General features: G+C 66.7%; 28 protein-coding genes. 19 read left to right on the top strand and 9 right to left on the bottom strand.

Annotation, left to right across the window (positions count from 1 at the left end):
• Positions 1-2: 2 nt before the first annotated feature.
• Positions 3-932, top strand: a complete 930-nt coding sequence (locus ACSFB7_RS07675; RefSeq protein WP_435468668.1) for a protein NO VEIN domain-containing protein — start codon at positions 3-5, stop codon at positions 930-932.
• 24 nt (positions 933-956) lie between these two features.
• Here ACSFB7_RS07675 and ACSFB7_RS07670 read toward each other — a convergent pair whose 3' ends face one another.
• From ACSFB7_RS07670 to ACSFB7_RS07655, 4 genes are all read right to left on the bottom strand, one after another.
• Entirely contained in the window at positions 957-1,379 is a 423-nt protein-coding gene (locus ACSFB7_RS07670) for a PaaI family thioesterase (protein ID WP_435468666.1), read from the bottom strand.
• Positions 1,380-1,442: 63 nt separating this feature from the next.
• Positions 1,443-1,661, bottom strand: coding sequence for a tautomerase family protein (locus tag ACSFB7_RS07665; RefSeq protein ID WP_435468664.1), 219 nt, complete (start codon positions 1,659-1,661; stop codon positions 1,443-1,445).
• Between the two features lie 23 nt (positions 1,662-1,684).
• Positions 1,685-2,434 carry an SDR family NAD(P)-dependent oxidoreductase gene (locus ACSFB7_RS07660; RefSeq protein ID WP_435468662.1) on the bottom strand — a complete coding sequence of 250 codons (750 nt, stop codon included), beginning with the start codon at positions 2,432-2,434 and terminating at the stop codon, positions 1,685-1,687.
• Between the two features lie 125 nt (positions 2,435-2,559).
• The gene (locus ACSFB7_RS07655; protein WP_435468660.1) at positions 2,560-3,537 is read right to left on the bottom strand and encodes a LysR family transcriptional regulator; all 978 of its coding nucleotides are present in this window, start codon (positions 3,535-3,537) and stop codon (positions 2,560-2,562) included.
• Between the two features lie 103 nt (positions 3,538-3,640).
• Here ACSFB7_RS07655 and ACSFB7_RS07650 point away from each other — a divergent pair, with 103 nt between their 5' ends.
• Together ACSFB7_RS07650 and ACSFB7_RS07645 are read left to right on the top strand one after the other, a co-directional pair.
• A complete protein-coding gene (locus ACSFB7_RS07650) occupies positions 3,641-4,873 on the top strand; it encodes a YbfB/YjiJ family MFS transporter (RefSeq protein WP_435468658.1) in 1,233 nt (410 codons plus the stop codon).
• Positions 4,874-4,900: 27 nt separating this feature from the next.
• On the top strand, positions 4,901-5,278 hold the full coding sequence (locus tag ACSFB7_RS07645; protein ID WP_435468656.1) for a hypothetical protein: 378 nt from the start codon (positions 4,901-4,903) through the stop codon (positions 5,276-5,278).
• A 142-nt stretch (positions 5,279-5,420) separates the two neighbouring features.
• On the opposite strand, the gene dkgB is transcribed toward ACSFB7_RS07645, so the two are convergent.
• From dkgB to ACSFB7_RS07630, 3 genes are all read right to left on the bottom strand, one after another.
• On the bottom strand, positions 5,421-6,254 hold the full coding sequence (gene dkgB / locus ACSFB7_RS07640) for a 2,5-didehydrogluconate reductase DkgB (RefSeq protein WP_435468654.1): 834 nt from the start codon (positions 6,252-6,254) through the stop codon (positions 5,421-5,423).
• Positions 6,255-6,307: 53 nt separating this feature from the next.
• Positions 6,308-7,510, bottom strand: coding sequence for an MFS transporter (locus ACSFB7_RS07635; protein WP_435468652.1), 1,203 nt, complete (start codon positions 7,508-7,510; stop codon positions 6,308-6,310).
• Between the two features lie 212 nt (positions 7,511-7,722).
• Positions 7,723-8,658, bottom strand: a complete 936-nt coding sequence (locus ACSFB7_RS07630; RefSeq protein ID WP_435468650.1) for a toll/interleukin-1 receptor domain-containing protein — start codon at positions 8,656-8,658, stop codon at positions 7,723-7,725.
• Between the two features lie 697 nt (positions 8,659-9,355).
• Here ACSFB7_RS07630 and ACSFB7_RS07625 point away from each other — a divergent pair.
• From ACSFB7_RS07625 to ACSFB7_RS07610, 4 genes are all read left to right on the top strand, one after another.
• A complete protein-coding gene (locus ACSFB7_RS07625; RefSeq protein WP_435468648.1) occupies positions 9,356-9,685 on the top strand; it encodes a hypothetical protein in 330 nt (109 codons plus the stop codon).
• 315 nt (positions 9,686-10,000) lie between these two features.
• Positions 10,001-10,573, top strand: coding sequence for a DUF3455 domain-containing protein (locus ACSFB7_RS07620; RefSeq protein ID WP_435469945.1), 573 nt, complete (start codon positions 10,001-10,003; stop codon positions 10,571-10,573).
• Between the two features lie 74 nt (positions 10,574-10,647).
• Positions 10,648-11,220 carry a sigma-70 family RNA polymerase sigma factor gene (locus tag ACSFB7_RS07615; RefSeq protein ID WP_435469943.1) on the top strand — a complete coding sequence of 191 codons (573 nt, stop codon included), beginning with the start codon at positions 10,648-10,650 and terminating at the stop codon, positions 11,218-11,220.
• Positions 11,217-11,969: an anti-sigma factor gene (locus ACSFB7_RS07610; protein WP_435468646.1), complete on the top strand. Its 753-nt coding sequence runs from the start codon at positions 11,217-11,219 to the stop codon at positions 11,967-11,969. The genes ACSFB7_RS07615 and ACSFB7_RS07610 overlap by 4 nt, the downstream gene beginning before the upstream one ends.
• On the opposite strand, the gene ACSFB7_RS07605 is transcribed toward ACSFB7_RS07610, so the two are convergent.
• Positions 11,956-13,158, bottom strand: coding sequence for an MFS transporter (locus ACSFB7_RS07605; protein ID WP_435468644.1), 1,203 nt, complete (start codon positions 13,156-13,158; stop codon positions 11,956-11,958). The two genes, ACSFB7_RS07610 and ACSFB7_RS07605, sit on opposite strands and share 14 nt — an antisense overlap.
• A gap of 85 nt (positions 13,159-13,243) precedes the next feature.
• On the opposite strand from ACSFB7_RS07605, the gene ACSFB7_RS07600 reads away from it, so the two are divergent.
• Positions 13,244-13,873 (top strand): 2-hydroxychromene-2-carboxylate isomerase, encoded by a 630-nt coding sequence (locus ACSFB7_RS07600; RefSeq protein ID WP_435468642.1) that lies wholly within the window; start codon positions 13,244-13,246, stop codon positions 13,871-13,873.
• Between the two features lie 15 nt (positions 13,874-13,888).
• Here the strand turns inward: ACSFB7_RS07600 and ACSFB7_RS07595 are convergent, their stop codons facing one another.
• A complete protein-coding gene (locus ACSFB7_RS07595; RefSeq protein ID WP_435468640.1) occupies positions 13,889-14,800 on the bottom strand; it encodes a LysR family transcriptional regulator in 912 nt (303 codons plus the stop codon).
• Positions 14,801-14,991: 191 nt separating this feature from the next.
• Here ACSFB7_RS07595 and ACSFB7_RS07590 point away from each other — a divergent pair, with 191 nt between their 5' ends.
• The 11 genes from ACSFB7_RS07590 to ACSFB7_RS07540 all read left to right on the top strand — a co-directional run bounded on the left by ACSFB7_RS07590 (position 14,992) and on the right by ACSFB7_RS07540 (position 25,340).
• Positions 14,992-15,645 (top strand): hydrolase, encoded by a 654-nt coding sequence (locus ACSFB7_RS07590; RefSeq protein ID WP_435468639.1) that lies wholly within the window; start codon positions 14,992-14,994, stop codon positions 15,643-15,645.
• Between the two features lie 18 nt (positions 15,646-15,663).
• The gene (locus ACSFB7_RS07585) at positions 15,664-15,957 is read left to right on the top strand and encodes a DUF1427 family protein (protein ID WP_435468638.1); all 294 of its coding nucleotides are present in this window, start codon (positions 15,664-15,666) and stop codon (positions 15,955-15,957) included.
• Between the two features lie 95 nt (positions 15,958-16,052).
• Complete coding sequence (locus ACSFB7_RS07580) at positions 16,053-17,945, top strand: amidohydrolase (protein ID WP_435468636.1); 1,893 nt, start codon at positions 16,053-16,055, stop codon at positions 17,943-17,945.
• Between the two features lie 5 nt (positions 17,946-17,950).
• Positions 17,951-18,349, top strand: a complete 399-nt coding sequence (locus ACSFB7_RS07575) for a DoxX family protein (protein ID WP_435468634.1) — start codon at positions 17,951-17,953, stop codon at positions 18,347-18,349.
• Positions 18,342-19,943: an MFS transporter gene (locus ACSFB7_RS07570; RefSeq protein WP_435468632.1), complete on the top strand. Its 1,602-nt coding sequence runs from the start codon at positions 18,342-18,344 to the stop codon at positions 19,941-19,943. Before ACSFB7_RS07575 ends, ACSFB7_RS07570 begins: the two co-directional genes overlap by 8 nt.
• Positions 19,944-19,998: 55 nt before the next feature.
• Positions 19,999-20,820 carry an alpha/beta fold hydrolase gene (locus tag ACSFB7_RS07565; RefSeq protein WP_435468630.1) on the top strand — a complete coding sequence of 274 codons (822 nt, stop codon included), beginning with the start codon at positions 19,999-20,001 and terminating at the stop codon, positions 20,818-20,820.
• A gap of 70 nt (positions 20,821-20,890) precedes the next feature.
• Positions 20,891-21,766 (top strand): diaminopimelate epimerase, encoded by an 876-nt coding sequence (gene dapF, locus ACSFB7_RS07560; protein ID WP_435468628.1) that lies wholly within the window; start codon positions 20,891-20,893, stop codon positions 21,764-21,766.
• Positions 21,763-22,467, top strand: coding sequence for a DUF484 family protein (locus ACSFB7_RS07555; protein ID WP_435468626.1), 705 nt, complete (start codon positions 21,763-21,765; stop codon positions 22,465-22,467). The genes dapF and ACSFB7_RS07555 overlap by 4 nt, the downstream gene beginning before the upstream one ends.
• Positions 22,464-23,099 (top strand): YdcF family protein, encoded by a 636-nt coding sequence (locus ACSFB7_RS07550; RefSeq protein ID WP_435468624.1) that lies wholly within the window; start codon positions 22,464-22,466, stop codon positions 23,097-23,099. The genes ACSFB7_RS07555 and ACSFB7_RS07550 overlap by 4 nt, the downstream gene beginning before the upstream one ends.
• A complete protein-coding gene (locus ACSFB7_RS07545) occupies positions 23,083-24,123 on the top strand; it encodes a tyrosine recombinase XerC (RefSeq protein ID WP_435468622.1) in 1,041 nt (346 codons plus the stop codon). Before ACSFB7_RS07550 ends, ACSFB7_RS07545 begins: the two co-directional genes overlap by 17 nt.
• Entirely contained in the window at positions 24,120-25,340 is a 1,221-nt protein-coding gene (locus ACSFB7_RS07540; RefSeq protein WP_435468620.1) for a class I SAM-dependent rRNA methyltransferase, read from the top strand. Before ACSFB7_RS07545 ends, ACSFB7_RS07540 begins: the two co-directional genes overlap by 4 nt.
• Position 25,341: the final 1 nt, after the last annotated feature.

The following is a 25,341-nucleotide window of genomic DNA, read 5'->3' as shown; positions in this document are numbered from 1 at the left end:
GAATGGACAAGGAAGTCGACCCCCACGTACTCGCTGTGATCGATGAGATGCGACTGTCAGGACCACGGCTCACGCCAGTCGAAATCGTCGCCAAGATGGGTGTGTTCGACGCGCGCGACAAGCCATTCGACCATGCCTGGCTGGCCACCGGCGACAACGTCATCGCCACCATCTGGGCCGAGCATGTGAGCGTCGGCGCCGGCGGACGCTGGTTCTTGCTCGAGTCGCTGGACACGCAGCATCGCGCAGGCGGCGGCACGCGCGCCCCCAACCAGGTTCAGCGCGCCAAGGACCGCCTTGCATTGCTCAAGCGCACCTTCGACGCAGGCCAGGGCTTCCGCACGGTCCTGCAGACCAACCGGGTCGCCATTGCCGAGCTGGAAATCAACAAGGGCGCCAAGGTGTCCACGCGCGTGCGCGATGACGCCGAATGGCACGTCGCCACCTGGGAGCTGGAGCAGAAACTCGCGGTGCTGGTTCGCGGCCCGCGCGGCTGGGTTCCCGACGAGGCCGAAGTGCAGGCCGCCAAGGCGCGGGCCGGCGTTGCGCAGCCGGAAGAAGAAGTAGCCGCCGCAACAGCAGCCCCCGTGGCCGCAGCGCCGTCCTCGCCGGAACAAGTGCAGGCCGCCGCCATGGACTACGTGCTGCGTCACTTCCGGGGCTACGGCTACAAGGCCGAAGACCTGACGGGCCAGGACATCGGCTACGACATCGAGGTGTCGAACGCCAAGGGCGCAACGCTTCTCAAGATCGCGGTGAAGGGCACCTCCGCAGGCACGCCGAGCTTTCAGCTCACGGGCGAGCAAAGCGCGAGCTCGGTACGCGAGCCGCTGTGGCGCCTGCTGGTGGTTTCCGACGCAGGCGGCCCCACGGCGCAGCACAAGATCTACAAGCCTTCCGAGATGCCCCAGGCGCCTGGGTTCCAGTCTTAGTAAAGGCAGTCGGCGAGCGGCCGGTTAGTGCCGCACGTTCACGATGGTGGCCTGCATCATTGCGACCACCTTGTAGTCCGCGCCGCTTGCGGAAAACGCCCGCACTTCACCCGTGCAGACCGTGAGCAGCTTGCCCGAACTCTGCACCCGCCCGACGGCCAGAAAGCGCTCGCCGAGGGCGGGTCGCATGAAGTTGATCTTGAACTCCGCTGTGACCACATCGAATTCCGCCGGCGCCTTCGTCAGCGCGGCGTAGCCGCAGGCGCTGTCCACCACGCTCGTGACCGCGCCCGCATGCACAAACCCGTTCTGCTGCGAAAGACCGGCCGAGAACGGCAGCTCGATGTGAACCTCGCCATCGGCCACCAGCACCAGTCGGGCGCCCAGCGTTGCCATCAGTCCCTGTGAGTTGAAGCTGGCGGAGATTCTTGCGTGGATGTCGCTCATGGATGGTTTTCTGTTCGAGGCTCAAGACGAACAGGGTTCTACCACCGAGCGAAAAAAACCCCGTCAGCGCGACCCACCAGCGCCGTCGCGCGCGCGGATCACCGTGGTCGTTTCCCCGCCGACGCCCCAGTCGTCGGTGTTGATCTCGTCGATCACCACGTGCGTGAGCCCGGGCTTCTTGCCGAGCACACGCTGCAGCGTGTCGGTGATCTCCGCGATCACGGTGGCCTTCTGCTCGCGCGTGGCGCCGTCGCGTGTGATGCGTACGTTGACGTAAGGCATGGTCGTCTCCTTGCGTCCCGGGCTCAGATGTTGCCGGCCGCCGCGGCACCGTCCACCGGCAGCACCGCGCCGCTGGTGAAGCCCGCGTTGACCAGGTAGAGCACCGCATCGGCAATCTCGTCGACCGTGCCCAGGCGGCCGGTGGGTTGCAGCGTCTTCAGGAACGCATGCGACTCCACCGGGTGCATCGGGCTGTCGATGATGCCGGGCGCGACCGCGTTCACGCGCACACCGTGCGGCGCGAGTTCGAGCGCCAGCGCACGCGTGGCCGCATTCAGCCCGCCCTTGAGCAGCACAGCCATGAAGGCCGGCACATTGCTGCGCGGCTGCAGCGCAATCGACGCCGTGATGTTCACGATGGCGCCCGAGCCGCGCGCGATCATCTGCCGCGCCGCAGCCTGCGACGCGAAGATCGTTCCCTTCACGTTGATCGCGATCTGCTCCTCGATCTCTTCGGGCGTGAAGTCGATGAAGGGCTTGGGCAGGAACACGCCCGCGTTGTTGACCAGCGCATCGACCGCGCCGAAGCGCGCCACCGCATGATCGACCAGCGCCTGCGCAGTGCGCGGCTCGGCAATGTCGCCCGCCACGCCGCTGAAGCGGTCGCCGGCGCCGAGCTGGCGCGCGGCTTCGAGCAGTCGCGCATCGTTGCGCGCATTGCCGACCACGTTCCAGCCTTCGGCCAGCAGGCGGCGGGCGATGCCGAAACCGATGCCGCTGCTGGCGCCGGTGACGATGGCGGTCTTGCCGCCGATGGGGTTCTGCACAGTCATGATCAATTTCCTTCCGGTTCAGCGGGCCGCAACATGCGGCGCCGTCGTGGAAGGAAGTTTGGATTCGCTCGCCCAAAGAGTGAATAGCCGCAATTGGGCGAACACTCTTCCCCAAGCCGAACGAATCAGCCGCGCTTTGGCTTGGCAGCCGCTTTGGCAGCGGGCTTGCTCCTGGGCGCGCAGGCCTCGGCCCATTGCGCAAAACCCGCGCGCAACCTCGGCAGCGCAAAGTCGACAAACGCCCGCACCTTCGGCACCGACAGCCGCCCGTGCGGCGACACCAGGTGCACCGGCAGCGGCGCGATCTCGTCCCCGGCCAGGATGATGCGCAACCGCCCGTCGGCCACCTCGTTGGCCACGTGATACGAAAACGAGCGCAGCACGCCGCGCCCTTCCACTGCGGACGCCACCGCCGCGCGCAGGCTGTTGACGATGAAGCGCGGCGCAAACTGCACCGTGCGCGGCATCGCCGAGCCGCCAGCGCCGGCCTGCTGCGGGAAGCTCCACGAGTCGATGCCGAAGTGCGTCATGGCCACCACCTGGTGCTGCGCAATGTCCGCCGGCTGCTCGATGCGCGGATGCCGCGCCAGGTAGCGCGGCGACGCGGTGAGAACGCGGCGCACCTCGCCCACGGGCAGCGCCACCAGCGTGGAATCGGCCAGGTGGGCAATGCGCAGTGCCACGTCGATGCCTTCGTCGATCAGGTTGGCCGGCCGGTCGAGCAGGTGCAGGCGCACCGACACCGTCGGGTGCGCGTTCATGAACTCATCGAGGATCGGCCGCAGCAGGCTCTCGCCGACTGCGACCGCCGCTGTCACCGTCAGCCGCCCGCGCGGTGCCGAGCGCTCGCCTGCGGCCGCCATGTCGGCTTCTTCAAGATCGGTGAGGATGCGCCGGCACGCGACCGCATAGCGCTCGCCCGCTTCGCTCAGCCGGATGGAGCGCGTCGTGCGGTGCAGCAGCTCCGTGCCCACGTGCGTTTCGAGGAACGCGATCGCGCGGCTTACTGCGGCGGGCGACTTGCCCAGCTTGCGGCCCGCCCCGGCAAGGCTGCCTTCGTCCAGCGCCGCGACGAAGACCTTCATGGCGTCGATGCGGTCCACGATTCTTCCTTGTTCCGAAATACTGAATGCCCAAGCATAGGGATTCACTCGCGCGGCGGCAATCCATAGCATCGGAGCATCGATTCGCCGGAGACCTTCTCTGATGTCCGCCGCCCCACGCATCGCCGCCGACAGGGTGGCTGCTTCCCACCCACATGCCGCGCCGCCCTGGCGGGCCATCCTCGCGGGCTTCTGCGCCACGCTCGTTGGCCTCGGGCTGGCCCGCTTCGCCTACACGCCGCTGTTGCCGGCCATCATCGACGCGCACTGGTTCAGCGCCTCCGCCGCCACGTATCTCGGCGCGGCCAATCTCGTGGGCTACTTGATCGGCGCACTGCTCGGCGGGCCGATGTCGGCGCGCTGGCCGGCGCGTGCCGTGCTGCGCGCGATGATGCTGGCCACGGCCGCTTCGCTGATCGCCTGCGCATGGCCGATCGACTTTGCATGGTTCTTCGGCTGGCGCATCGTCTCCGGCATTTCCGGCGGTGCGTTGATGGTGCTGGCCGCGCCCACCGTGCTCGCGCAGATGCCGCCCCGGCAGCGGGGGCTTGCAAGCGGAATGATCTTCGCGGGCATCGGCCTTGGCATTGCGGCGTCGGGCACGCTCGTGCCCTTGCTGCTGCGCCAGGGCCTCGCGACGACATGGATCGGGCTTGCCGTGCTCGCGCTGCTGCTCACCATCGTCGCGTGGCACGGCTGGCCCGCCGCGGCGCCGGCACATGCGGCCCACGCGGCGCATGCCGCTGCCGCACGGCCACCCGTTGCCAAGCGCGCACTGCGCGCGCTGACCATGTCGTATGCGCTGAATGCCGCCGGCCTTGTGCCGCACATGATCTTTCTTGTCGACTTCGTCGCGCGCGGGCTCGGGCAGGGCCTTGCGGTGGGCGCGCAGTACTGGGTGGTGTTCGGCCTGGGCGCCATCGTCGGCCCGGTGCTCAGTGGCTACCTGGCCGACCGCGTCGGCTTCGGCCCCGCGCTGCGCATTGCCTTCGCCGTGCAGGCGGTGGCACTCGCGCTGCCCGCCGCCGGCCTCATCGGGCACGGCGGGCTCATCGTGTCCAGCGCGGTGGTCGGCGCCTTCACGCCGGGCATCGTGCCGCTCGTGCTGGGCCGCGTGCAGGAACTGCTTGCGCACCACCCGGCACTGCAGAAGGCCGCCTGGAGCCGGGCGACCACCGGCTTCGCGGTGCTGCAGGCCAGCGCGGCCTACGGCATGTCGTGGCTGCTCGGGCATTCGGGCGGCGACTACGCCTTGCTGTTTGCCCTGGGCTGCGGCGCCATCGTGCTCGCGCTGCTCACAGACCTTGTGGCCAGCGGGGTCCGCCGCGTTGGGTGATTCGGGGGCCGCATTTAAACTGCGGCCATGAAAAGCACAGGGGAAGAAGCCCAACGCCGTCTGCAGCCCGTCGTGGAGCTTCGGCAAGAAGGCGGCGTGTCGTTCGCTTACTCCGTTCGCGCGCCACGCTCGAAGGGCGTGATACCGCCCAGCTCTTACCAGGACCGCGGCTTTGCCACGCTCGCCGTCTGCCTGAGCGATGTGGCGAAGGCGCTCGGTGGTGACTTCAAACGCATCTACGTGCGCCTTGATGGCCACTGCGTCGGCGAGCGCGACCTTGTCGAGTTGCGCGAGGCGCCGGAGAAAGTCGCGGCCGAGTTGACGTTGGAGCGCGATGCGCTGAATGCGCTGCTGAAGCCTGCCGTAATCACAACAGCCGCCGAACAGGAAACAAGCGCCAGGTAACTGTCCCCTCTCCCCTCGGGGAGAGGGCTAGGGTGAGGGCAGCGGCACCAACACGCGCACCGCCCTCGCTATCGCCGCCGGCCCTCACCCCAACCCTCTCCCCGAGGGGAGAGGAAGCAAGGCGACTCGCACCGCCAATCGATCAGTCCCAGGCCGGCGACAGACCGGCCGGATCGGTCAGCCGCTCATTGCGCTCGAGCGCCGCCATCTGCGCCATCTCCGCATCCGTCAGCTCCAGTTGCTGCGCCTTCAGATTGCCTTCAAGGTTCGCGCGCTTCGTCGACGACGGAATCACCGCATAGCCCAACTGCATCGCCCAGGCCAGCGTGACCTGCGCGGTCGTTGCGTTGTGCGCCTTGGCAATCGCCTCGATCACCGGATCGGCAATCACCTTGCCGTAGGCCAGCGTCATGTACGAGGTGATGTGGATGCCCTGGCTCTTTGCGAATTCGGCCACCTTGCGGTTCTGCAGGTACGGGTGCAGCTCGATCTGGTTGGTGGCGATGTTCTCTGCGCCCACCGCCGCAATCGCTTCCTTCATCAGCGCGATGTTGAAGTTCGACACGCCGATGCGCTTGGTGAGCCCCAGCGCCTTGGCCTCGGCCAGCGCGCCCATGAACTCGGCCACAGAAACGGCGTTGCCCGGCGAAGGCCAGTGGATCAGCGTCAGGTCCACTTCGGTTGTGCGCAGCTTCGCGAGGCTGTCTTTCAGGCTGGGCAGCAGCTTGTCTTTGGCGTAGTTGTCCGTCCAGATCTTGGTCGTGATGAACAGGTCTTTGCGCGCCACGCCGCTTTCGGCGATGGCCTGGCCCACTTCGGCTTCATTGCCGTAGATCTGCGCCGTGTCGATCACGCGGTAGCCCACGTCCAGGCCGTTCTTTACCGAGTCGATCACCACCTGGCCCTTCAGGCGGAAGGTGCCGAGGCCGAAGGCGGGAATGGCCGGGTTGTTGTTGCTGTTGTTGTTCGTTGTCATGGTGTTGTCCTTGTGCGTTGAAAAAAGAAGAAGAAAAGAAAAGAGAAATCAGATCAGTGGCCGACAGGCACCGGCCCCGAAGCGCGAACCGGAATGCCGGCCCGGCGGTCCAGCACGCCGCTCCAGTGCGTGAGCGCCAGCGACACCAGCACCACCAGTGCGCCGATCCATGGCGTGTGCATCAGGCCCAGGTGCGTCACGATCAGGCCGCCGGCCCAGGCTGCGAGGGCAATGCCCAGGTTGAAGGCCGCGATGTTCAGGCCCGAGGCCACGTCCACCGCCTGCGGCGTGAAGCGTTCGGCCTGCTTGACCACATACACCTGCAGGCCCGGCACGTTGCCGAAGGCGACTGCGCCCCACATCAGCACCGCCACCAGTGCCAGCCACTTGTGCGGCGCCGCGAAGTTGAAGACCAACAAGACAGCGGCCAGCAGCGCAAAGATGATCTTGAGCGCCGGAATCGGCCCCATGCGGTCGGCCAGCTTGCCGCCCCAGATGTTGCCCGCCGCCACCGACACGCCGTACACCAGCATCACCCAACCCACCGAGCCCGCGCTGAAGCCCGACACGTCGGTAAGGATCGGCGCAAGAAACGTGAACGGAATGAACGTGCCGCCGTAGCCAATCGCCGTCTTGGCATACACCAGCAACAGGCGCGGCTCGGCCAGCACTTTTGCCTGCTGCGCGAGCGAGGCCGGCGGCGTGTGGCGGATGTTGTTCGGCACAAAAATCCAGCTACCGATGAAGGCGACGACGCCCAACGCGGACACGGCCAGGAAAGTCTCGCGCCAGCCGAAGTGCTGCCCGATGAACGTGCCCAGCGGCACACCCGTGACCAGCGCCACCGTGAGCCCGGTGAACATGATCGCGATGGCGCTCGCGGCCTTTTCCTTTGGCACCAGACCCGTGGCGATGGTCGAGCCGATCGAGAAGAACACGCCGTGCGCCAGCCCCGTGAGGATGCGCGCCGCTACCAGCGATTCATAGCTCGGCGCTTGCCACGCCAGCAGATTGCCGACCGTGAAGAGGGCCATGAGCCCGAGCAGCAGCGCCTTGCGCGGCAGCTTGCCCGTGAGGGCGGTGAGCACCGGCGCGCCGATGGCGACGCCCAGTGCGTAGAGGCTGACGAGCAGGCCGGCAGAGGGCAGGCCGATGCTCAGGTCAGCAGCGACCGTGGGGATGAGGCCAACGATGACGAACTCGGTCGTCCCGATGGCGAAGGCGCTGAGGGTCAGCGCGAGTAAGGCGATTGGCATGAGAGCACTCCTTCTTGGATGTAGAGGAGTGTCTTGCGGATACCTTTGCGGATAAATGGGGGTTGGGGCAGAAGATAGTTGCGTAAGAGTCAATTATTTCTACTGCTTAGGCAAGCGCGAAAATGCAAAGTAGGAATAAAAAATAAGCGATGAGGGAGAGGTTTTTTTAATGGATGGGCAAATCGAAATTTACTTCGAAGAATTAATTTTGGTTACGCCGAATTTTCGGGGGCTGTACTTTTTGCGACTTGAACTTCTTCCCCTTTCTCGTCAATTATTGAGATGACGTGTTCGGGCAAAAACACCACTCGATCACCAGCGCTTAAAACATCTTCATCACACGAAATTGGATCGTTGTCTAACAATCCAATATAGTACGGGCCCGATCGCTCCTGCACTATTACCCACATTCGCTCAATCGAGATTTCTTTCAAATCTCCATCGAGCACCTCGATATCGAACATGAGCTTGACTATGTTGCCTGGCTTTAAGTTGCGCCTTAGTGCTTCGTCGGGAATCTCAAATGTATCTGGATTAGATTGATGACGTACAACCCCGCTTTCGAGTTGCCAACCATCAAGTTCCATACTTGGAAGTCGAATCATTTCCTCCTCAGACGTAATGTCTTCGGTGAAACCAATAGCCCAATGTGGGCGTGAACCAAGGGGAGGAGGTACAAGTGCGGGCTGTTTATAAACCGCTCGAAGCAATGCTTCCATCGATTTCTCGCGCTTCTCATCTGCTCGCATGTCTATCGCATAAATACCAAGAAACTGCATCGGTATTGCGCAATTCGGACCTGGTTCAAATTCGCCGTCACGCACAACAGGAATGAAACGTTCTCTTGATACACCCCCAACAAGATTTCCAGAAATTATCTGCTGCTCGTAACCAACCCCGCCAGATCGCTCTAAGGATTTTCGAGCATAGGCTCGGGTGCAAATTACTAGTACAAAATCACAGCGCTGAACCTCTGCTTCCATAAATTGAGTCAAACTTTGACCAGGGACGACATTCCATCGGTCTAGCCGAACATCCACTCCATTGATGCGCAATTGCTCGCTGAGATTTTTCACCCATTCCATATGCTTTTCATCATCCCAAGAATAAGAAATGAAGACGGTAGGAGCAGGAGATACGATGGCCATGGAACTGTGAGAAGGATTGGTCGTGATATGCATTATGTTGTAACGTTTGACCTGAGCGCCAATCTTTCCTGTGGGAACATAAAACCAGCAGTGGCGTTGGTGTCTCGAAAGGGCGCGCTAGTGTTTGCTTGCAAGCGAAACGTCGCGGCAAGGAAGCACGAGGGGTGATAGGTTTAATTTTCAGGCAACAGCTTGAGCGAGAGTACTGGCACCGAACGGGGACGACTCCAGGTGAGGAGGCTCGCAAATGGATATCAGACGGTTGTTCCCCCGATAAGCAGGCGCGTTTCGATGCATGTGCCGCTCACGCCGATGGGTTCACGTCGCCGACTGCGACCTGCTCCTGCATCTGAGGCCGTCCGGCCCCATATTGGGGCAATGGGACCGCGCAGTGAATCCCGAGATTCGCTTCATTGGGCGGTAACAGTGCCTGCGTCGATATACTCCGTCGCGTCGCGCTGAGAAGGCGCGATCGGGTTTGGAAGCCCGTCGAAACTCTGCGACGAAAGCCGCAGTCACCGCACAAGGTCTGCGGCTTTTTCGTTCGCGCGCCAGTTTTTGGCGGCTCGGACGGGAGGGCGCGAGTCCTGCCGGTTTCTTGCAAGAGTTTCCCGGTCTTCCAACCCGTTCGAGCTGCCGCCATCGTTTGGAAGCGAGGGCGTCGGTTGTTGCAAACCGAAATTCTTGGGAGGCCTTCATGGCTGCATCCGATAGCGCGCCCGCGCAAGCTCATCCTCATTTCGTCCCGGTCAGCTCACCGCCGCTCACCCTCGACGACCTCGCTCTCCAAACCTGCGACGACGCCGACAGCCTCAACGAAGTGCTACGCGCCTACACCGCGTTCGAAAAGCTCATCGAACCCGGCGCCTTGAACGACAGCGAAGCGCTCACCCCCACCCGCAGCGAACTGAGCGCCTTGCTGCGCCTGCTCAACGAAGCACTCATGGCGCGCATCGACGCCGTCAATGCTGCGGCTGGCGACCTGCACCGGGCGCTGATGCAAGGCAGCCTGTCCTCGGCCGCGTGACCGTTCAGCGCAGAGGTTGACCCGGCCGCACACCCACAGCGTGCCCTTGTGCGAAGAGCACCGGGCGTCCCTCGCAGCGAAATAAAGGAGGAGCGAAGCGGGGGACATTCGCGGAGGGGGACGCCCGGTGTTCTTCGCACGCGCCCTGAACAACAAGCGCCGGCCGCTTCAAACGACAGCGCCACCCCGTCGCAGCAGCAGCGGCAGCGACAGCAAATTTCTTTCGCACCCCCTGCATCCAAATGCCCACCTGCCGTGTAGACCCTTCAGCAGCGAGGAACTGCTGTCCCTCTACAACCCAGGAGTATTTCGATGATGCACACCACCTCCCGCTTCCCCCGTTCGCTCGCCGTCCTCGGCGCCACCAGCGCCGCTGCCGCCGTGCTCACCGCCTGCGGATCGATGTCGATGACGCCCGCCTTCAACCAGTCCAGCCTGCCGCCCACCATCCAGGTACCGGCCGGCCACAAGGTCGCGATGGAAACCGTGGGCAAGGGCGACATCACTTATGAATGCCGCGACAAGGCCAATGCCGCCGGTCAGACCGAGTGGGTGTTCGTCGGCCCCGACGCCAAGCTGTGGGACCGCAGCGGCAAGCAGGTCGGCAAGTACTACGGCCCGCCGGCCACGTGGGAGTCGAACGACGGCTCCAAGCTCACGGCCACGCAACTGGCCGTCGCGCCCTCGGGTCCGACCAGCCTGCCGTTCCAGCTCGTCAAGGCCAACCCGGCCACGGGCAGCGGCGCGATGACGGGCGTGACCTACATCCAGCGCGTGGCGCTGCAAGGCGGCGTGGCACCGGCTGCCTCGCCGTGCACGCCGGCCACCAAGGGCCAGAAGCAGGTGGTGCAGTACCAGGCCGACTACATCTTCTGGAAGGCTTCCTGACCCGGGGGTGAATACGCGGCGGGCGCGCCGGCTCCACTACCATCGACGCCGATCACAACCCGCCGCCGACCTTGTTGCCCGCTGCACCCGCCACCGACCCCTTCGACTACGACGCCGCCCTCATGGCCTGCGCCCGTGGCGACCGTCTGGCGTTGCAGCAGCTCTACCAGCGTGAAAGCCGCTACCTGATGGGCGTGGCGCTGCGCATCGTGCGCCAGCGCCAGCAGGCCGAAGACGTGCTGCACGATGCCTTCATCAGCATCTGGCAGCGCGCGGCAAGCTTCAATCCGGCGCTGGGCGAAGGCCGCGGCTGGGTGTACAGCGTGGTGCGCAACGCGGCGCTGAACATGGTGCGCAGCGGCGCGCGGCAGGTGAGCATGGACGAGGACGCGGCCGAAGCGGTCGATGACCAGGCCTCGCTCGCGGCGTATGCCGCCGCTGGTGACCCGTTCGAGTTGCGCGCCGACCTGGGCCGGCTGCACGGTTGCCTTTCGGGGCTGGAGCCGGCGCGGCGCGATTGCATCCTCTATGCGTATGTCGAAGGCTGTTCGCATGGCGAGATCGCCGAGCGGCTGAAGACGCCGCTGGGCACGGTGAAGGCCTGGATCCAGCGCGGCATGCGCGCGCTGCGGGAGTGCATGGCATGAGCACTGCTGAACCAGATAACGAAGACATCAACGACAACATCGACGCACTGGCGGGCGAGTACGTGCTGGGCACGCTGTCGGCCGGCGCGCGTGCGGCGGTCGATGCCCGCATGCCGAACGAGCCGGCCCTGCGCGAAGCCGTGCGGGCCTGGGAGGCACGGCTGCAGCCGTTGACCGCGCTGGCGGCGCCGGTCGATCCGTCGCCGTCGCTCTGGTCGCGCATCGAGCGCAGTGTGGACGGGCTGGGCAAGGCGTCGTCGAAAGCGCAAGCGAAGGCGAGGGCACAGGCGTCTGGCGTCGCGGGTTGGTGGAACAACCTGCAGCTCTGGCGCGGGCTGGCCGCGGGCGGCTTTGCCACGGCGGCGCTGCTGCTGGCCGTGGTGGTCACGCGCGACGCAACGCCGCCCGTCACGCAGTACATGGTGGTGCTGGTCGCACCGCAAGACAAGGCGCCCGGCTGGGTGATCCAGACCAACTCGGCGCGCCAGCTCAACCTGGTGCCGCTGGGCACGACGGTGGTGCCGCCGCAGAAGTCGCTGCAGTTCTGGACCAAGGCCGACCAGTGGCGTGGGCCGGTGTCGCTGGGGCTGGTCAAGCAGGGGCAGTCGCTGCGCATTCCCATCGACAAGCTGCCGCCGCTGGAGCCCAACCAGTTGTTCGAGCTGACGCTGGAGCCCGAGAACGGCTCGCCGATCGACCGGCCGACGGGGCCGATTCTCTACATCGGCCGCGCGGTCAAGGTGCTGTAGCGCCGTTGCGGCTGGCCCGGCTGGCGATGGCGGCCGCGATGCCGATGGCGCCCACCAGCATGCACAGCCCGAAGATCACCATGCGGGTTTGCGTCGCATCGGCGGCATCGGCGAAAGCGCCGACCAGCAGGCCCGCCAGCGGCTGCGTCAGGTTGTTCAGCAGCACGATCACGCCGGTGGTCTTGCCGTAGTCGTGCGCCGGAATGATGCGCTGGCGGTGGATGCGGATGTAGATGCTGAACATCTTGTCGAACCCGACCACCAGCAGAAAGCCGGCCGCATAGCCCCAGTGGCTGGTGCTTACGGCGGTGAGCAGGCCACCGCCGAAGATCAACACGTAGGCGGTCAGCCCCATCTTCTTCAGCGCGAACGATCCCCGGATGATGCTCAGCAAGATCACGATGGTGGCAACCGCGCCCAGCGTCTGCAGCCCCGCGTAGTAGGTGGCCGAGCGGTGGTGCAGCCCGGTGACCATCGCGGCGGAAGACGCGAGCGTGGTGCCGAGCATCAGGTTCACGCCGGCCGTGAGCCCGGTCAGCCGCAGCAGGCCGGGCAGGTGCAGCACGTGGCCGAGCGCGGTTTTGATCGGCTGCAGGAAGTGGCCGGTCGCAGCCTGCGGCTCGTGCAACTGCATCGGGTTGCCGCGCCGCCAGTACGCGGTGGCCACATCCGCCAGCAGGAAGAGGGCCGCCGCCGCGCCCACCACCGCCTGCCAGGGCCAGAACGCGAAGAGCGCCGCCGCAATGAGCGGGCCGAGCACCATGCCGGTCTGCTCGGCCGTCTGCGCATAGGCCAGCACCTTGTCGAAGCCGTGGCCGTTGGCGGCAATCTGCGGCAGCATCACTTCGCGCGCCATCACGCCCTGCGTGGTCAGCACGCCGCACACGGCCGACAGGCCCACCAGCCAGCCGATGCCGCCCAACGCCTCGTTGCCCAGCACGCCGAGCACGCAGACCAGCGCGCGAAAAATCTGGCTGCCGCGCAGCAGCTTGATCGGCGAGATCCGGTCGCACAGCGCGCCGCAGATGGGGAACGACAGAAAGCGCGGAAGGGTTTCCGCCGCGAAGGCGTAGCCGGACCACGCCACGTCTTGTGTCACCTGGAACACCACGAGCGGCACCAGGAACAGCAGGATCTGGTCGGCCAGCTTGGAGACGAGCAGCGAGAAAAGAAAGGCCGGAAACTTCATCGGCCCGCAAGCGCCTGCGCAAACCCCGAGGGGAGAAGGGTGAGCGGCGCGGTGGCGACAGGCATGCGCTGAAGATAATCGAAACATGATCGCGCTCGACTGCTACTACAGCCTCTCTTCCCCCTGGGCCTACCTCGGTGGCCCGCAACTGCAGGACATCGTGCGCCGCCACCATGTGCGGCTCACGCTCAAGCCTTACGACTTTCAGGCGGTGGTGCCGCAGACCGGCGGCATTCCGCTGAAGACGCGGCCCGAGCCGCGACGCACGTATCACGCGCTCGAGCTGGCGCGCTGGAGCGATTACCTCGGCATGCCGATGAACCTGGAGCCCGCGCACTACCCCAAGGGCGCGGCCAGCGACCCGAACTGGAACAAGTACCCGGGCTGGATGGTGATTGCCGCGCAACTGCAGGGGCTGGATGCGCAGCCGCTGTCGCATGCGCTGCTGCGTGCGCTGTGGGCCGAGGAGCGCGACACCTCGCAGGCAGCGGTGCGCATCGCGGTCGCCGATGAAAACGGCTACGACGGCGCTTCGCTGCAGGCGCTGGAGCAGGGCGCCGAGACGCTGGCTGTGTATCGCGCCAACAGCGCCGAGGCGGTGGAAGCGGGCGTGTTCGGTGCGCCGACTTTCATCTTGAATGGCGAGCGCTTCTGGGGGCAGGACCGGTTGGCGTTTCTCGACCGGGCACTGGACAAGCTGCGCGCGGCGGGCTGACGCGCCCGCCGGCCGTCAAACAGCCGAGCGCGGCAGCAGCGCCGGCACCAGCGTGCGGTTCATCCGCTCGCGCCACCAGCGCAGCGCCTGCCCTTGCGCGCCGGTCTTCCATGCCAGCCAGAAGGCCTCGGGCGGGCGCGGTTCCTCGGTCGGCAACTCCACCAGCGTGCCGCGCTTGAGTTCGTTCACGATGCACGCGCGCGGCAGGAAGCCGTGGCCCAGGCCCGCCACCTGGCAGGCGATCTTCGCGGGCATCGACGGCACGGTGATGCGCGGCTGCCCGGCCAGCAGGCCGACGGTGCGGTCCGACAGCGTGCGGGCGCTGTCGCCCACCACGATGGCGTTGCACTCCAGCAGGTCGCCGCGCTGCAGCGGTCGGCCCAGGCGCGTGAGCGGGTGCGTGGGCGCGACGCAGAACGCGAAGTCGAGGCTGCCCACGTTCACGGCCTGGTAGCCGCCGCCGGCCGGGCCTTCGCCGGCGGCGATGACGATGTCGGCGCGGCCTTCGCGCAGCGCCTCCCAACTGCCGGTGAGCGCCTCGCAGCCGATGCGCAGCCGCGTGCCGCAGCGCAGGTCTTCAAAAGCGCGGATGTCGTCGATGAGCGCCTGCGTGGGAATCAGCGAGTCGTGCACGAGGCGCAGTTCCGACTCGAAGCCGGTGGCGATCTGCCGCATGCGCGATTCGAGGTCGTTCGCGGCGCTGAGCAGCCAGCGGCCTTCCTTGAGCATTTCTTCGCCCGCTGCGGTGAGCGTGACGCGCGGGCCGTTGCGCTCGAACAGCAGCATGCCCAGTTGTTCTTCCAGCTTGCCCACGGCGTAGGAGATGGTGGAGGGCACCTTGTTCAGGCGCGCGGCGGCCCCTGCGAAGGAGCCGTGGCGGGCGATGGCGTCGACGACCTCGATGGCTTCCAGGCTGAGTTTGAGCACGCTGCGGTTCCTTGAAAACGAAAGGATTTGAGAGGAAAGGGAATGATCGAAAACTTCGATGATTGATGGTGAAAAGTTTCGTCGATGACCGCTTGAAGGAACCCGATGATTCATCCCGTGCCAAGGAGATTCCCTCCGAAAGCAATTGTGAATCCAATCGAATATCCAATCAACCGCCAGGAGCTTTTCATATGTCCATCAAAGCCACCCCCACCGCCGGCGCCAAGCTGCTCACCCCCACCGACCACACGCTGGTGATGATCGACTTCCAGTCGCAGATGGCCTTTGCCACGCACTCCATCGACGCCGTGAACCTGCGCAACAACGCCGCGCTGGTGGCGCAGGCGGCGGCCGGCTTCGGCGTGTCGACCATCCTCACGACGGTGGCCGAGAAGAGTTTTTCGGGCCCGATGTTCAGCGAGATCACCGACGCCTTTGCGGGCCAGAAGATGCTGGACCGCACGTCGATGAATACCTGGGAAGACGCCGCCGTGATCGAGCGCGTGAACCAGATCGGCAAGCCGCGCATCGTGCTGGCGGGCCTGTGGACCAGTGTGTGCATCGTGGGCCCGGCGCTGTCGGCGCTGGACCAGGGCTTCGAGGTGTACGTGATTGCCGACGCTTGCGGCGACGTGTCGGCCGAGGCGCACAACCGCGCGATGGAGCGCATGGTGCAGGCCGGCGCGCAGCCGATGACTTCGCTGCAATACCTGCTGGAGCTGCAGCGCGATTGGGCCCGTGGCGACACCTACGCGCTGACCACCGGCATCGCGAAGAAGGTCGGCGGCGCCTACGGCCTGGGCGTGACCTACGCCCAGACCATGTTCGGCGCACACGAAGGCTGATCGCCCAAGGTGAACAAGATGAAGCCCTATGTCCTGTCGCTTGCGCTCGGCCTTCTGGTCGGCGTGATCTACGCACTGTTCCAGGTGCGCTCGCCGGCACCACCGGTCATCGCCCTGGTGGGGCTTCTGGGCATCCTGCTCGGCGAGCAGATCCCGCCGCTCATCAAGAGCGTGATCAAGCCCGATGCCGTGGCCACCTCGTGGCTGCAGCACCAGGTCAAGCCGCATGTGTTCGGCGAGCTGCCGAAGTGCGCGCAGCCCCCGGTGGCCCACACCGCCGAGGCCGCCGCCTCTGTCAGGCGCGACGCGTGAAACCGTTCGCAGACCCCAGCCGCCGCCGTCTCCTCGGAGCGCTCGGCGCCACCCTCGCAGCCCCCGGCCTCGCGGTCGCTTCTTTCTCCGACACCATGACCCACACCGAAACCCCCGACCTGATCCTGCATCGCGGGCTGTTCACCACCCTCGATCGCTCCAACCCCACGGCCGACGCCGTGGCGATCAAGGACGGCCGCTTCACCCACGTCGGCCGCTCGCACGACATCCTGCCGCTGGCCGGCAGCGGCACCCGCGTGATCGACCTGCACGGCAAGCGCGTGCTGCCGGGGCTGATCGACAACCACCTGCACATCATTCGCGGTGGCCTCAACTTCAACCTGGAGCTGCGCTGGGACGGTGTGCGCAGCCTGGCTGACGCCATGGGCATGCTCCGGCGGCAGGTGGCCAACACGCCGGCGCCGCAATGGGTGCGCGTGGTGGGCGGCTTCACCGAACACCAGTTCGTGGAAAAGCGCCTGCCGACCATCGAAGAGCTGAACGCCGTCGCGCCCGACACGCCGGTCTTCATCCTGCACCTGTACGACCGCGCACTGCTCAACGGCGCTGCGCTGCGCGCGGTGGGCTACACGAAAGACACACCCGCGCCGCCCGGCGGCGAGATCGTGCGCGACAGCGCCGGCAACCCGACGGGCCTGCTGCTGGCCAAGCCGAACGCGTCCATCCTCTACGCCACGCTGGCCAAGGGGCCGAAGCTGCCCTTCGACTACCAGCTCAATTCCACGCGCCACTTCATGCGCGAACTCAACCGCCTGGGCGTGACCGGCGCCATCGACGCGGGCGGCGGCTTCCAGAACTACCCCGACGACTACCAGGTGATCCAGAAGCTGGCCGACGACGGCCAACTGACGATTCGCCTGGCCTACAACCTGTTCACGCAGAAGCCCAAGCAGGAGAAGCAGGACTTCCTGAACTGGACCGCTTCGTCGAAGTACAAGCAGGGCGACGACTACTTCCGCCACAACGGCGCGGGCGAGATGCTGGTGTTCTCCGCCGCCGACTTCGAAGACTTCCGCCAGCCGCGCCCCGACATGGCGCCCGAGATGGAAGGCGAGCTGGAAGAAGTGGTGCGCGTGCTGGTGCAGAACCGCTGGCCTTGGCGCATGCACGCCACCTACGACGAGACCATCAGCCGATCGCTCGACGTGTTCGAGCGCGTCAACCAGGACACGCCGCTGGCCGGGCTCAACTGGTTCTTCGACCATGCCGAAACGATTTCCGACCAGTCGATCGACCGCATCGCGGCGCTGGGCGGTGGTATCGCGGTGCAGCACCGCATGGCCTACCAGGGCGAGTACTTCGTCGAGCGCTACGGCTATGGCGCGGCCGAGGCAACGCCGCCCGTGAAGCGCATGCTCGAAAAAGGCGTGAAGGTCTCGGCCGGTACCGACGCGACGCGCGTCGCCTCGTACAACCCGTGGGTGTCGCTGTCGTGGCTGGTCACGGGCAAGACGGTGGGTGGCATGCAGCTCACGCCGCAGCGCAACCTGATCGACCGCGAACAGGCGTTGCGCATGTGGACCGAGAACGTCACCTGGTTCTCGAACGAAGAGGGCAAGAAGGGCCGCATCCAGGCCGGCCAGCTCGCCGACCTCGTGGTGCCCGACCGCGACTTCTTCGCCTGCGCCGAATCGGAAATTGCCGACACCACGGCGCTGCTCACGATGGTGGGCGGCAAGGTGGTCTACGGCGCAGGCCCGTTCGCCACGCACGACGAAGGCGCACCGCCGCCGGCCATGCCCGACTGGTCGCCCGCGCGCACCTTCGGCGGCTATGCCGGCTGGGCCGACACCGCCGAAGGCGCGCCGATGCAGAAGGTCTTGCGCAATGCCGCCGCGGCTTGCGCCTGTGCCAACAACTGCAACGTGCACGGCCACAGCCACGCGACGGCCTGGAGCAGCAAGCTGCCGATTGCCGACCTGAAGAGCTTCTGGGGCGCGCTCGGTTGCGCCTGCTGGGCGGTGTGATGACGATGCGCTGGACCACTTCCTCCGCAGTGCGCTGGGTCGCCTTGCTGCTGCTGTGCGCTGCCTACCTGCAAGGCGGGCTGAACAAGGCGATGGACTTCGATGCGGCCCTGGCCGAAATGAACCACTTCGGCATGTCGCCCGCCGGCCCGCTGGCCGTGGCGGTCATCGTGCTGGAGCTGGGCGCTTCGGCGCTGATCCTCACCGGCCGCCTGCGCTGGCTCGGCGCGCTGGCGCTGGCCGGCTTCACGCTGATGGCGACCTTCGTGGCGCTGCGCTTCTGGCAGATGCCGGTCGGGCCCGAGCGCTTCATGGCGGCCAACTCCTTCTTCGAGCATCTCGGGCTGGTCGGCGGCTTCCTGCTCGTCGCATGGCACGACCTGAAGGAGCGCGCCCATGACTGAGTCAACACACAGCGCGGTCGCGCCGGCACCGCAGCCCGGCGCCTTCGCGCCGCTGCGCCAGCCGGTCTTCGCAGTGCTCTGGGCCGCCACCGTGCTCGGCAACATCGGCAGCTTCATGCGCGACGTGGCCAGCTCGTGGCTGGTGACGGACCTGTCCGCCAACCCGACGGCGGTGGCGCTGATCCAGACGGCCGCCACGCTGCCGGTGTTCCTGCTGGCGATTCCGGCTGGGGTGCTGTCGGACATCCTCGACCGGCGGCGCTTTCTGATCTTCGTGCAACTGGTGCTGGCGGCGGTGAGCGGCGCGCTGCTGCTGCTCTCGCACACCGGTGCGCTCACGGTCGAATATCTGATCGCGCTGACTTTCGTGGGCGGCATCGGTGCGGCGCTGATGGGGCCGACCTGGCAGGCGATCGTGCCCGAGTTGGTGCCGCGCACGGACCTCAAGAGCGCGGTGGCGCTGAATTCGCTGGGCATCAACATCGCGCGTTCCATCGGGCCGGCGGCGGGCGGGCTGATCCTCGCGAGCTTCGGCGCGGCCGCCACCTATGGCGTCGACGTGCTGAGCTATGTGTTCGTGATCGCGGCGCTGCTGTGGTGGAAGCGCCCGGCGCCGGTGGACAGCGGCCTGTCGGAGAACTTCTTCAGCGCCTTCCGTGCCGGCCTGCGCTACACGCGGGCCAGCAAGGAGCTGCACGTGGTGCTGCTGCGCGCGGCGGTGTTCTTCCTGTTCGCCAGTTCGGTGTGGGCGCTGCTGCCGCTGGTGGCGCGCCAGATGCTCGGCGGCAGCGCGGGCTTCTATGGCGTGCTGCTCGGCGCCGTGGGCGCGGGCGCCATCGGCGGCGCGCTGGTGATGCCGCGCCTGCGCGCCCGGCTCGGCGCGGACGGCATGCTGCTGCTGGCCGCGTTGCTCACGGCCGGCGTGATGGGCAGCCTGGTCTTTGCGCCGCCGCAATGGCTGGCGGTGCTGCTGCTGTTGCTGCTGGGCCTGGGCTGGATCGTGGCGCTGACCACGCTCAATGGCGTGGCGCAGTCGATCCTGCCGAACTGGGTGCGCGGGCGCGGGTTGGCCGTGTACCTCACGGTGTTCAACGGCGCGATGGCGGCTGGCAGCCTGGGCTGGGGCCTGGTGGCGCAGCAGATCGGCGTGCCGGCCACGCTGGTGGCGGGGGCGGTGGGGCTCGTGGTGGCCGGACTGGTCTTTCATCGCGTGCGGCTGCCGGCCGGCGAGGCCGACCTGCAGGCGTCGAACCACTGGCCCGAACCTTTGCTCGCCGAACCCGTGGCGCACGATCGCGGGCCGGTGATGATCCAGATCGAGTACCGCATCCGCAAGGACGACCGCCCGGCCTTCCTGCAGGCGATGAAGCGCCTGTCGCTGGAGCGCCGCCGCGACGGCGCCTATGCCTGGGGCGTGCACGAACACACGGCCGACGGAGAGCGCGTGATGGAGTGGTTCCTCGTCGAATCGTGGGCGGAGCATCTGCGCCAGCACCACCGCGTGTCGCAGGCCGATGCCGACCTGCAGGGCGAGGCGCTGCGCTTTCACATCGGGCCGGACAAGCCCGAGGTGCATCACTTCCTGGCGCTCTGACTTTCTCTTGTCTCTCTTCTTCCTTAGCTTGCTTCCTTCACACCACTGGAAAACCATGACCACACTCACACTGCGCGACGGCACTGAGCTCTACTACAAGGACTGGGGATCGGGCCAGCCGATCCTCTTCAGCCACGGTTGGCCGCTCAGCGCCGACATGTGGGACGCCCAGATGCTGTTCTTCGCGGAGCGCGGCTACCGCGTGATCGCATTCGACCGCCGCGGCTTCGGCCGTTCGAGCCAGCCGTGGACGGGCTATGACTACGACACCTTCGCCGACGACATCGCCGAGCTGATCGAAAAGCTCGACCTGAAGAACGTGATCCTTGCGGGCTTCTCGATGGGCGGCGGCGACGTGACGCGCTACATCGCGCGCAAGGGCAGTGCGCGGGTGGCCAAGCTGGCGCTCATCAGCGCCGTGACGCCGCTGTTCATGAAAACGGCCGACCACCCGGTGGGCCCCGACGCCTCGGTGTTCGCTGGCATCCGCGCCGGGCTGGCGGCCGATCGCCCGCAGTTCCTCGACGACTTCAGCACGATCTTCTACGGCACCAACCGCCCCGGCGCCAAGGTGTCGCAGGGCGTCTTCAAGCAGACGCTGCAGATCGCGCTGCAGGCGTCGATCAAGGCCACCATCGACTGCGTGACCGCGTTCTCGGAAACCGACTTCCGCCCCGACATGGCCAAGATCGACGTGCCCACGCTCGTGATCCACGGCGACGACGACCAGGTCGTGCCCTTCGAGGCCACCGGCAAGCTGGCGGCCGAGATGATCAAGGGCAGCCAGCTCAAGGTCTACGCCGGTGCGCCGCACGCCACCTGCACCACCCACAAGGACCAGGTGAACGCCGACCTGCTGGCCTTCATTCAGGGCTGATCGACGGTTGGCCACGGGCGGGCTTGGGCCCGTGGTCGTCAGGGACAGTGCCGGTGGCGATAATCCTGCGATGCGAATTCGCTTTACCAAAATGCAGGGGGCCGGCAACGATTTCGTCGTGCTGGACGAAACACGCGGCACGCTCGGCCTGACCGCCGCGCAATACCGCTTTCTGGCCGACCGCCATTTCGGCGTCGGCGCCGACCAGATCCTCACCGTGCGGCCATCGCCCGCGGAAGGCATCGACTTTCAATACGTGATCCACAACGCCGACGGCGGCGAGGTGGAGCAGTGCGGCAACGGCGCGCGCTGCTTCATGCGCTTCGTGAGCGAACACAAGCTGACCGACAAGACCGAAGTGCGCGTGCAGACGCTGGCCGGCGTGATCGCGCCGCGCATGGGCGCCGACGGCCGCGTGACGGTCGACATGGGCGCGCCAATCTTCGAGACGGAGCGCGTGCCCTTCGACACCGCCGGGCTCGATCCGCAACCCGATGGCGCGTGGCAAAAGTGGCATCTTGCCCTTGGCACCCGTGCGGGCACCGCTATTGTTTCGGTAGCGGTGCTGTCGATGGGCAATCCGCATGCGGTGCAGGTGGTGGACAACGTCGACACCGCGCCGGTGGCCGAGCAGGGCCCGCAGATCGAGCACCACCCGCGCTTTCCGCAGCGGGTGAACGCCGGCTTCATGCAGGTGGTCGACCGCACGCACGTCAGGCTGCGGGTGTTCGAGCGCGGCGCCGGCGAAACGCTGGCCTGCGGCACCGGCGCCTGCGCGGCGGTGGTGGCGGGCATCCGGCTCGGCCTGCTGGAGCGCCGGGTCGACGTGCAGACGCACGGCGGCATCCTCACGATCGAATGGCAGGGCGAAGGCCAGCCTGTGCTGATGACGGGCCCGGCCACCACGGTCTTCGAAGGCGACATCGAGGTGCCAGAACTGCCATGACTTCCTTCACGAACAACAACGACGCCAACAACGCCATGAACCCGATCACCGAAGACGACATCGCCGACTACCTGGCGAACACGCCCGACTTCTTCGAGCGCCATGCGCAACTGCTGGCACAGGTGCAGCTCACCAGCCCGCACGGCAACCGTGCCGTGAGCCTGCAGGAGCGCCAGGCCGAGATGCTGCGCGAAAAGATCAAGGCGCTGGAACATCGCCTGATGGACATGGTGCGCCACGGCACCGAAAACGTCGTCATTGCCGACCGCCTGCAGCGCTGGACCAGCGGCCTCTTGACCACGCGCGACCCGCGCAGCCTGCCGTACCGCATCGCGGTCGACCTGCAGTCGCTGTTCCTCGTGCCGCAGACCGCCATCAAGGTGTGGGATTGCAGCAGCGAGTACCTCAACGAAGCCTATGCCCAGTGGGTGAGCGACGACGTGAAGGCGCTGGCCACTTCGCTGACCTCGCCTTACTGTGGGCTCAATTCGGGCTTCGAGGCGGCCAAATGGCTGCCCGAGCCGCAAGCCGCAATGTCGATCGCGCTGATTCCGCTGCGCCCTGACGCCGAATCGCCGGCCTTCGGCCTGCTGGTGCTGGCATCGCCCGATGCGCAGCGCTTCAACGCCGAGATGGGCACCGACTTTCTCGAGCGCATCGCCGAGCTGGCCTCGGGCGGACTCTCGCGGCTGCGTCCTTGAGCCGCCCGCGCTGGTTGCGCCGGCCCTGGCAGCGCGTGCTGTTCGGCGGGCTGGCGGCCGGGGTGGTGGCGTACGCGGCCATTGCGGCCGTGGTCTGGCAACGGGCCGAAGCGGTGCTGGACAACCCGCCGCAGCGGCCGGCCGATGCGGCGCTGATTCTGGGCAACCGTGCGTACCTCGACGGCAAGCCGAACCCCTGCCTGACCGGGCGTGTCGACACGGGCATCGCGCTGGCGAAGGCCGGGCTGGTCAGGCAGCTCGCTTTCTCGGGCGGTGTCGATACCGAAGACGGCCGCATCGAGGCCGAGGTGATGCAGCAGCATGCGAATGCCGTGGGCTACACCGGGTCGACGTTGCTGGAGCCGGTGTCGTCGTCCACGCGGCTGAACCTGGCGCTGTCGACGCCGATCCTGCAGGCGGCCGGCGTGCACAGCGTGATCGTGGTGTCGGAGCCTTTTCACCAGTGGCGCATCGAGCGGCTGGTGCGCATGAGCGGTTTTGACAAGACCTTCGACGTGCAGTACGCCGCCGCGTCCACGTCATGCTGGCGCACCTGGGGCATGCTGTTCAAGGGCGCATTGCGCGAGCCGGCCGCCATCGTGAACAATGCCGGCCATGGCTATCTCTTCTGAGCCTGCCGCGCCGGCTTCATCGGGCTGGATCGAAAAGTACCTTGAGCACGTGCGTGTCGAGCGCCGACTCGCGGCGCGCACGGTCGAGCTGTATGCCTTTCACCTGCAATCGCTGACCGCGCATGCGGCCGACGCCAACCTGCCGCTCGACCGCGTGCAGACCGCCCACATCCGCCGCTGGATGGCGCAACTGCACAGCGCCGGCCGCGAGCCGCGCGGCATTGCGCTGGTGCTGTCCTGCTGGCGCAGCTTCTACCGCTGGCTCGGCAACGAAGGGCTGATCGGCTTCAACCCGGTGCAGGACGTGCACGCGCCCAAGGCCGGCCGGCCGCTGCCGAAGGCGCTGGGCGTGGACGACGCGGTGCGCCTGGCCGAGCTGTACGACCCCGAAGCCGACCCCTGGACCGAGGCGCGCGACAGCGCCATCGTCGAAGTGCTGTATGGCTGCGGCCTGCGCGTGAGCGAACTCACCGGCCTCGATGCGCAGGCGAGCAACACCGCGCGCGGCTGGGTCGACCTGGATGCGCTCGAAGCCAACGTACTGGGCAAGGGCAGCAAGCGCCGCATCGTGCCGATGGGCGGCAAGGCGGCCGAGGCGGTACGCGACTGGCTCGCGGTGCGCGGCGATTGCGCCGGGCTCGCGACCGCCCGGCTGCATGACGCGAACGCGGCGGCCGCGCTCTTCATCAGTGCCAAGGGCCTGCGCATGTCTTCGCAGGCGGTGTGGAAGCTGCTGCGCGAGCGCAGCCTCAAGGCCGGCCTGACCGCGCCGGTGCATCCGCACATGCTGCGCCATTCCTTCGCCAGCCACGTGCTGCAGTCGAGCAGCGACCTGCGCGCGGTGCAGGAACTGCTGGGCCACGCCAACATCGCGACCACGCAGGTCTACACACGGCTGGACTTCCAGCATCTGGCCAAGGCCTACGACGCGGCGCATCCGCGCGCGCAGGCGCGCCCCGAAACCGCGAGCGCGCCCAGGCCCGGCCCGAAAACCACAAGCAAGAACACCACAAGCAAAGAATGAAAACCCTTCGACTCAAACCGGGCAAAGAACGCTCGATGCAGCGCCGCCACTCCTGGGTCTTCGAATCCGCCATCGCGCGCGGTGCCGCCGACTCGGGCGAGACGGTGCGCGTGGAATCCCACGACGGCGCCTTCCTGGCATGGGCTGCCTTCAGCCCGGTCTCCAAGATCCGCGCGCGGGCCTGGAGCTTCGTGGAAACGCAGCGCATCGATGCGGCGTTTTTCGCAGCGGTGTGCGCCCGTGCCGTGGCGGCACGGGGCTTGTTCGACCTGCAGAGCGACGGCGTGCGCCTGGTGCACGGCGAGGCCGACGGCCTGCCGGGACTGATCGTCGACCGTTACGGCGACACGTTGGTGGCGCAGTTCCTGTCGGCCGGCGTCGAGCGCTGGAAAGACGTGCTGGCCGATGCGCTGCTCAAGGCCACGGGCCTGACCAAGCTCTACGAGCGCTCCGACGCCAGCGGCCGCGAGCGCGAAGGCCTGAAGCCCGTCACGGGCTGGCTGCGCGGCGAAGGCCCCACCGAAATCACGATCCGCGAACACGACTGGAAGCTGTCGCTCGACATCGCGACCGGCCACAAGACCGGCTTCTATCTCGACCAGCGCGACAGCCGCCAGCGCTTTGCCGAGCTGGCGAAGCACCGGCGCTTCCGCCGCGTGCTCAATTGCTTTTGCTACACGGGCGGCTTCACGGTGGCGGCGCTGTCGGGCCTGAAGGCCGCGGGCGCGCTAGAAGGGGCGGAGCTGGTGTCGGTCGATTCGTCTCAGCCGGCGCTGGACCGCGCGCGCGGGCACCTTGCCCTCAATGGTTTCGGCGGCGAGGGCTCGGGCATCAAGGCGGAGTTTCTCGATGCCAACGTCAACACCGTGCTGCGCGAGTTCATCGACCAAGGCCGCACCTTCGACGCCATCGTGCTCGATCCGCCCAAGTTCGCGCCCACGGCGGCGCATGCGGAACGCGCCGCGCGGGCCTACAAGGACATCAACCGCCTGGCGCTCAAGCTGCTGGAGCCGGGCGGCGTGCTGCTGACTTTTTCGTGTTCGGGCGGCATCAGCGCCGACCTGTTCCACAAGATCGTGGCTTCGGCCGGGCTGGACGCGAACGTGGACGGCTACATCGCCGAGCGCCTGGGCGCCGCGCCCGACCATCCCATGACCATCGAATTCCCCGAAGGGGAGTACCTGAAGGGGCTGGTGGTGGTGAGGAAGCCGGCTTGAG

Source organism: Variovorax raffinosi (genome assembly GCF_051216615.1).
In the GTDB taxonomy this organism is placed as follows: domain Bacteria; phylum Pseudomonadota; class Gammaproteobacteria; order Burkholderiales; family Burkholderiaceae_C; genus Variovorax.
The sequence above is the reverse complement of the archived record's forward strand: the minus strand, read 5'-3'. Positions and strand labels throughout refer to the sequence as shown.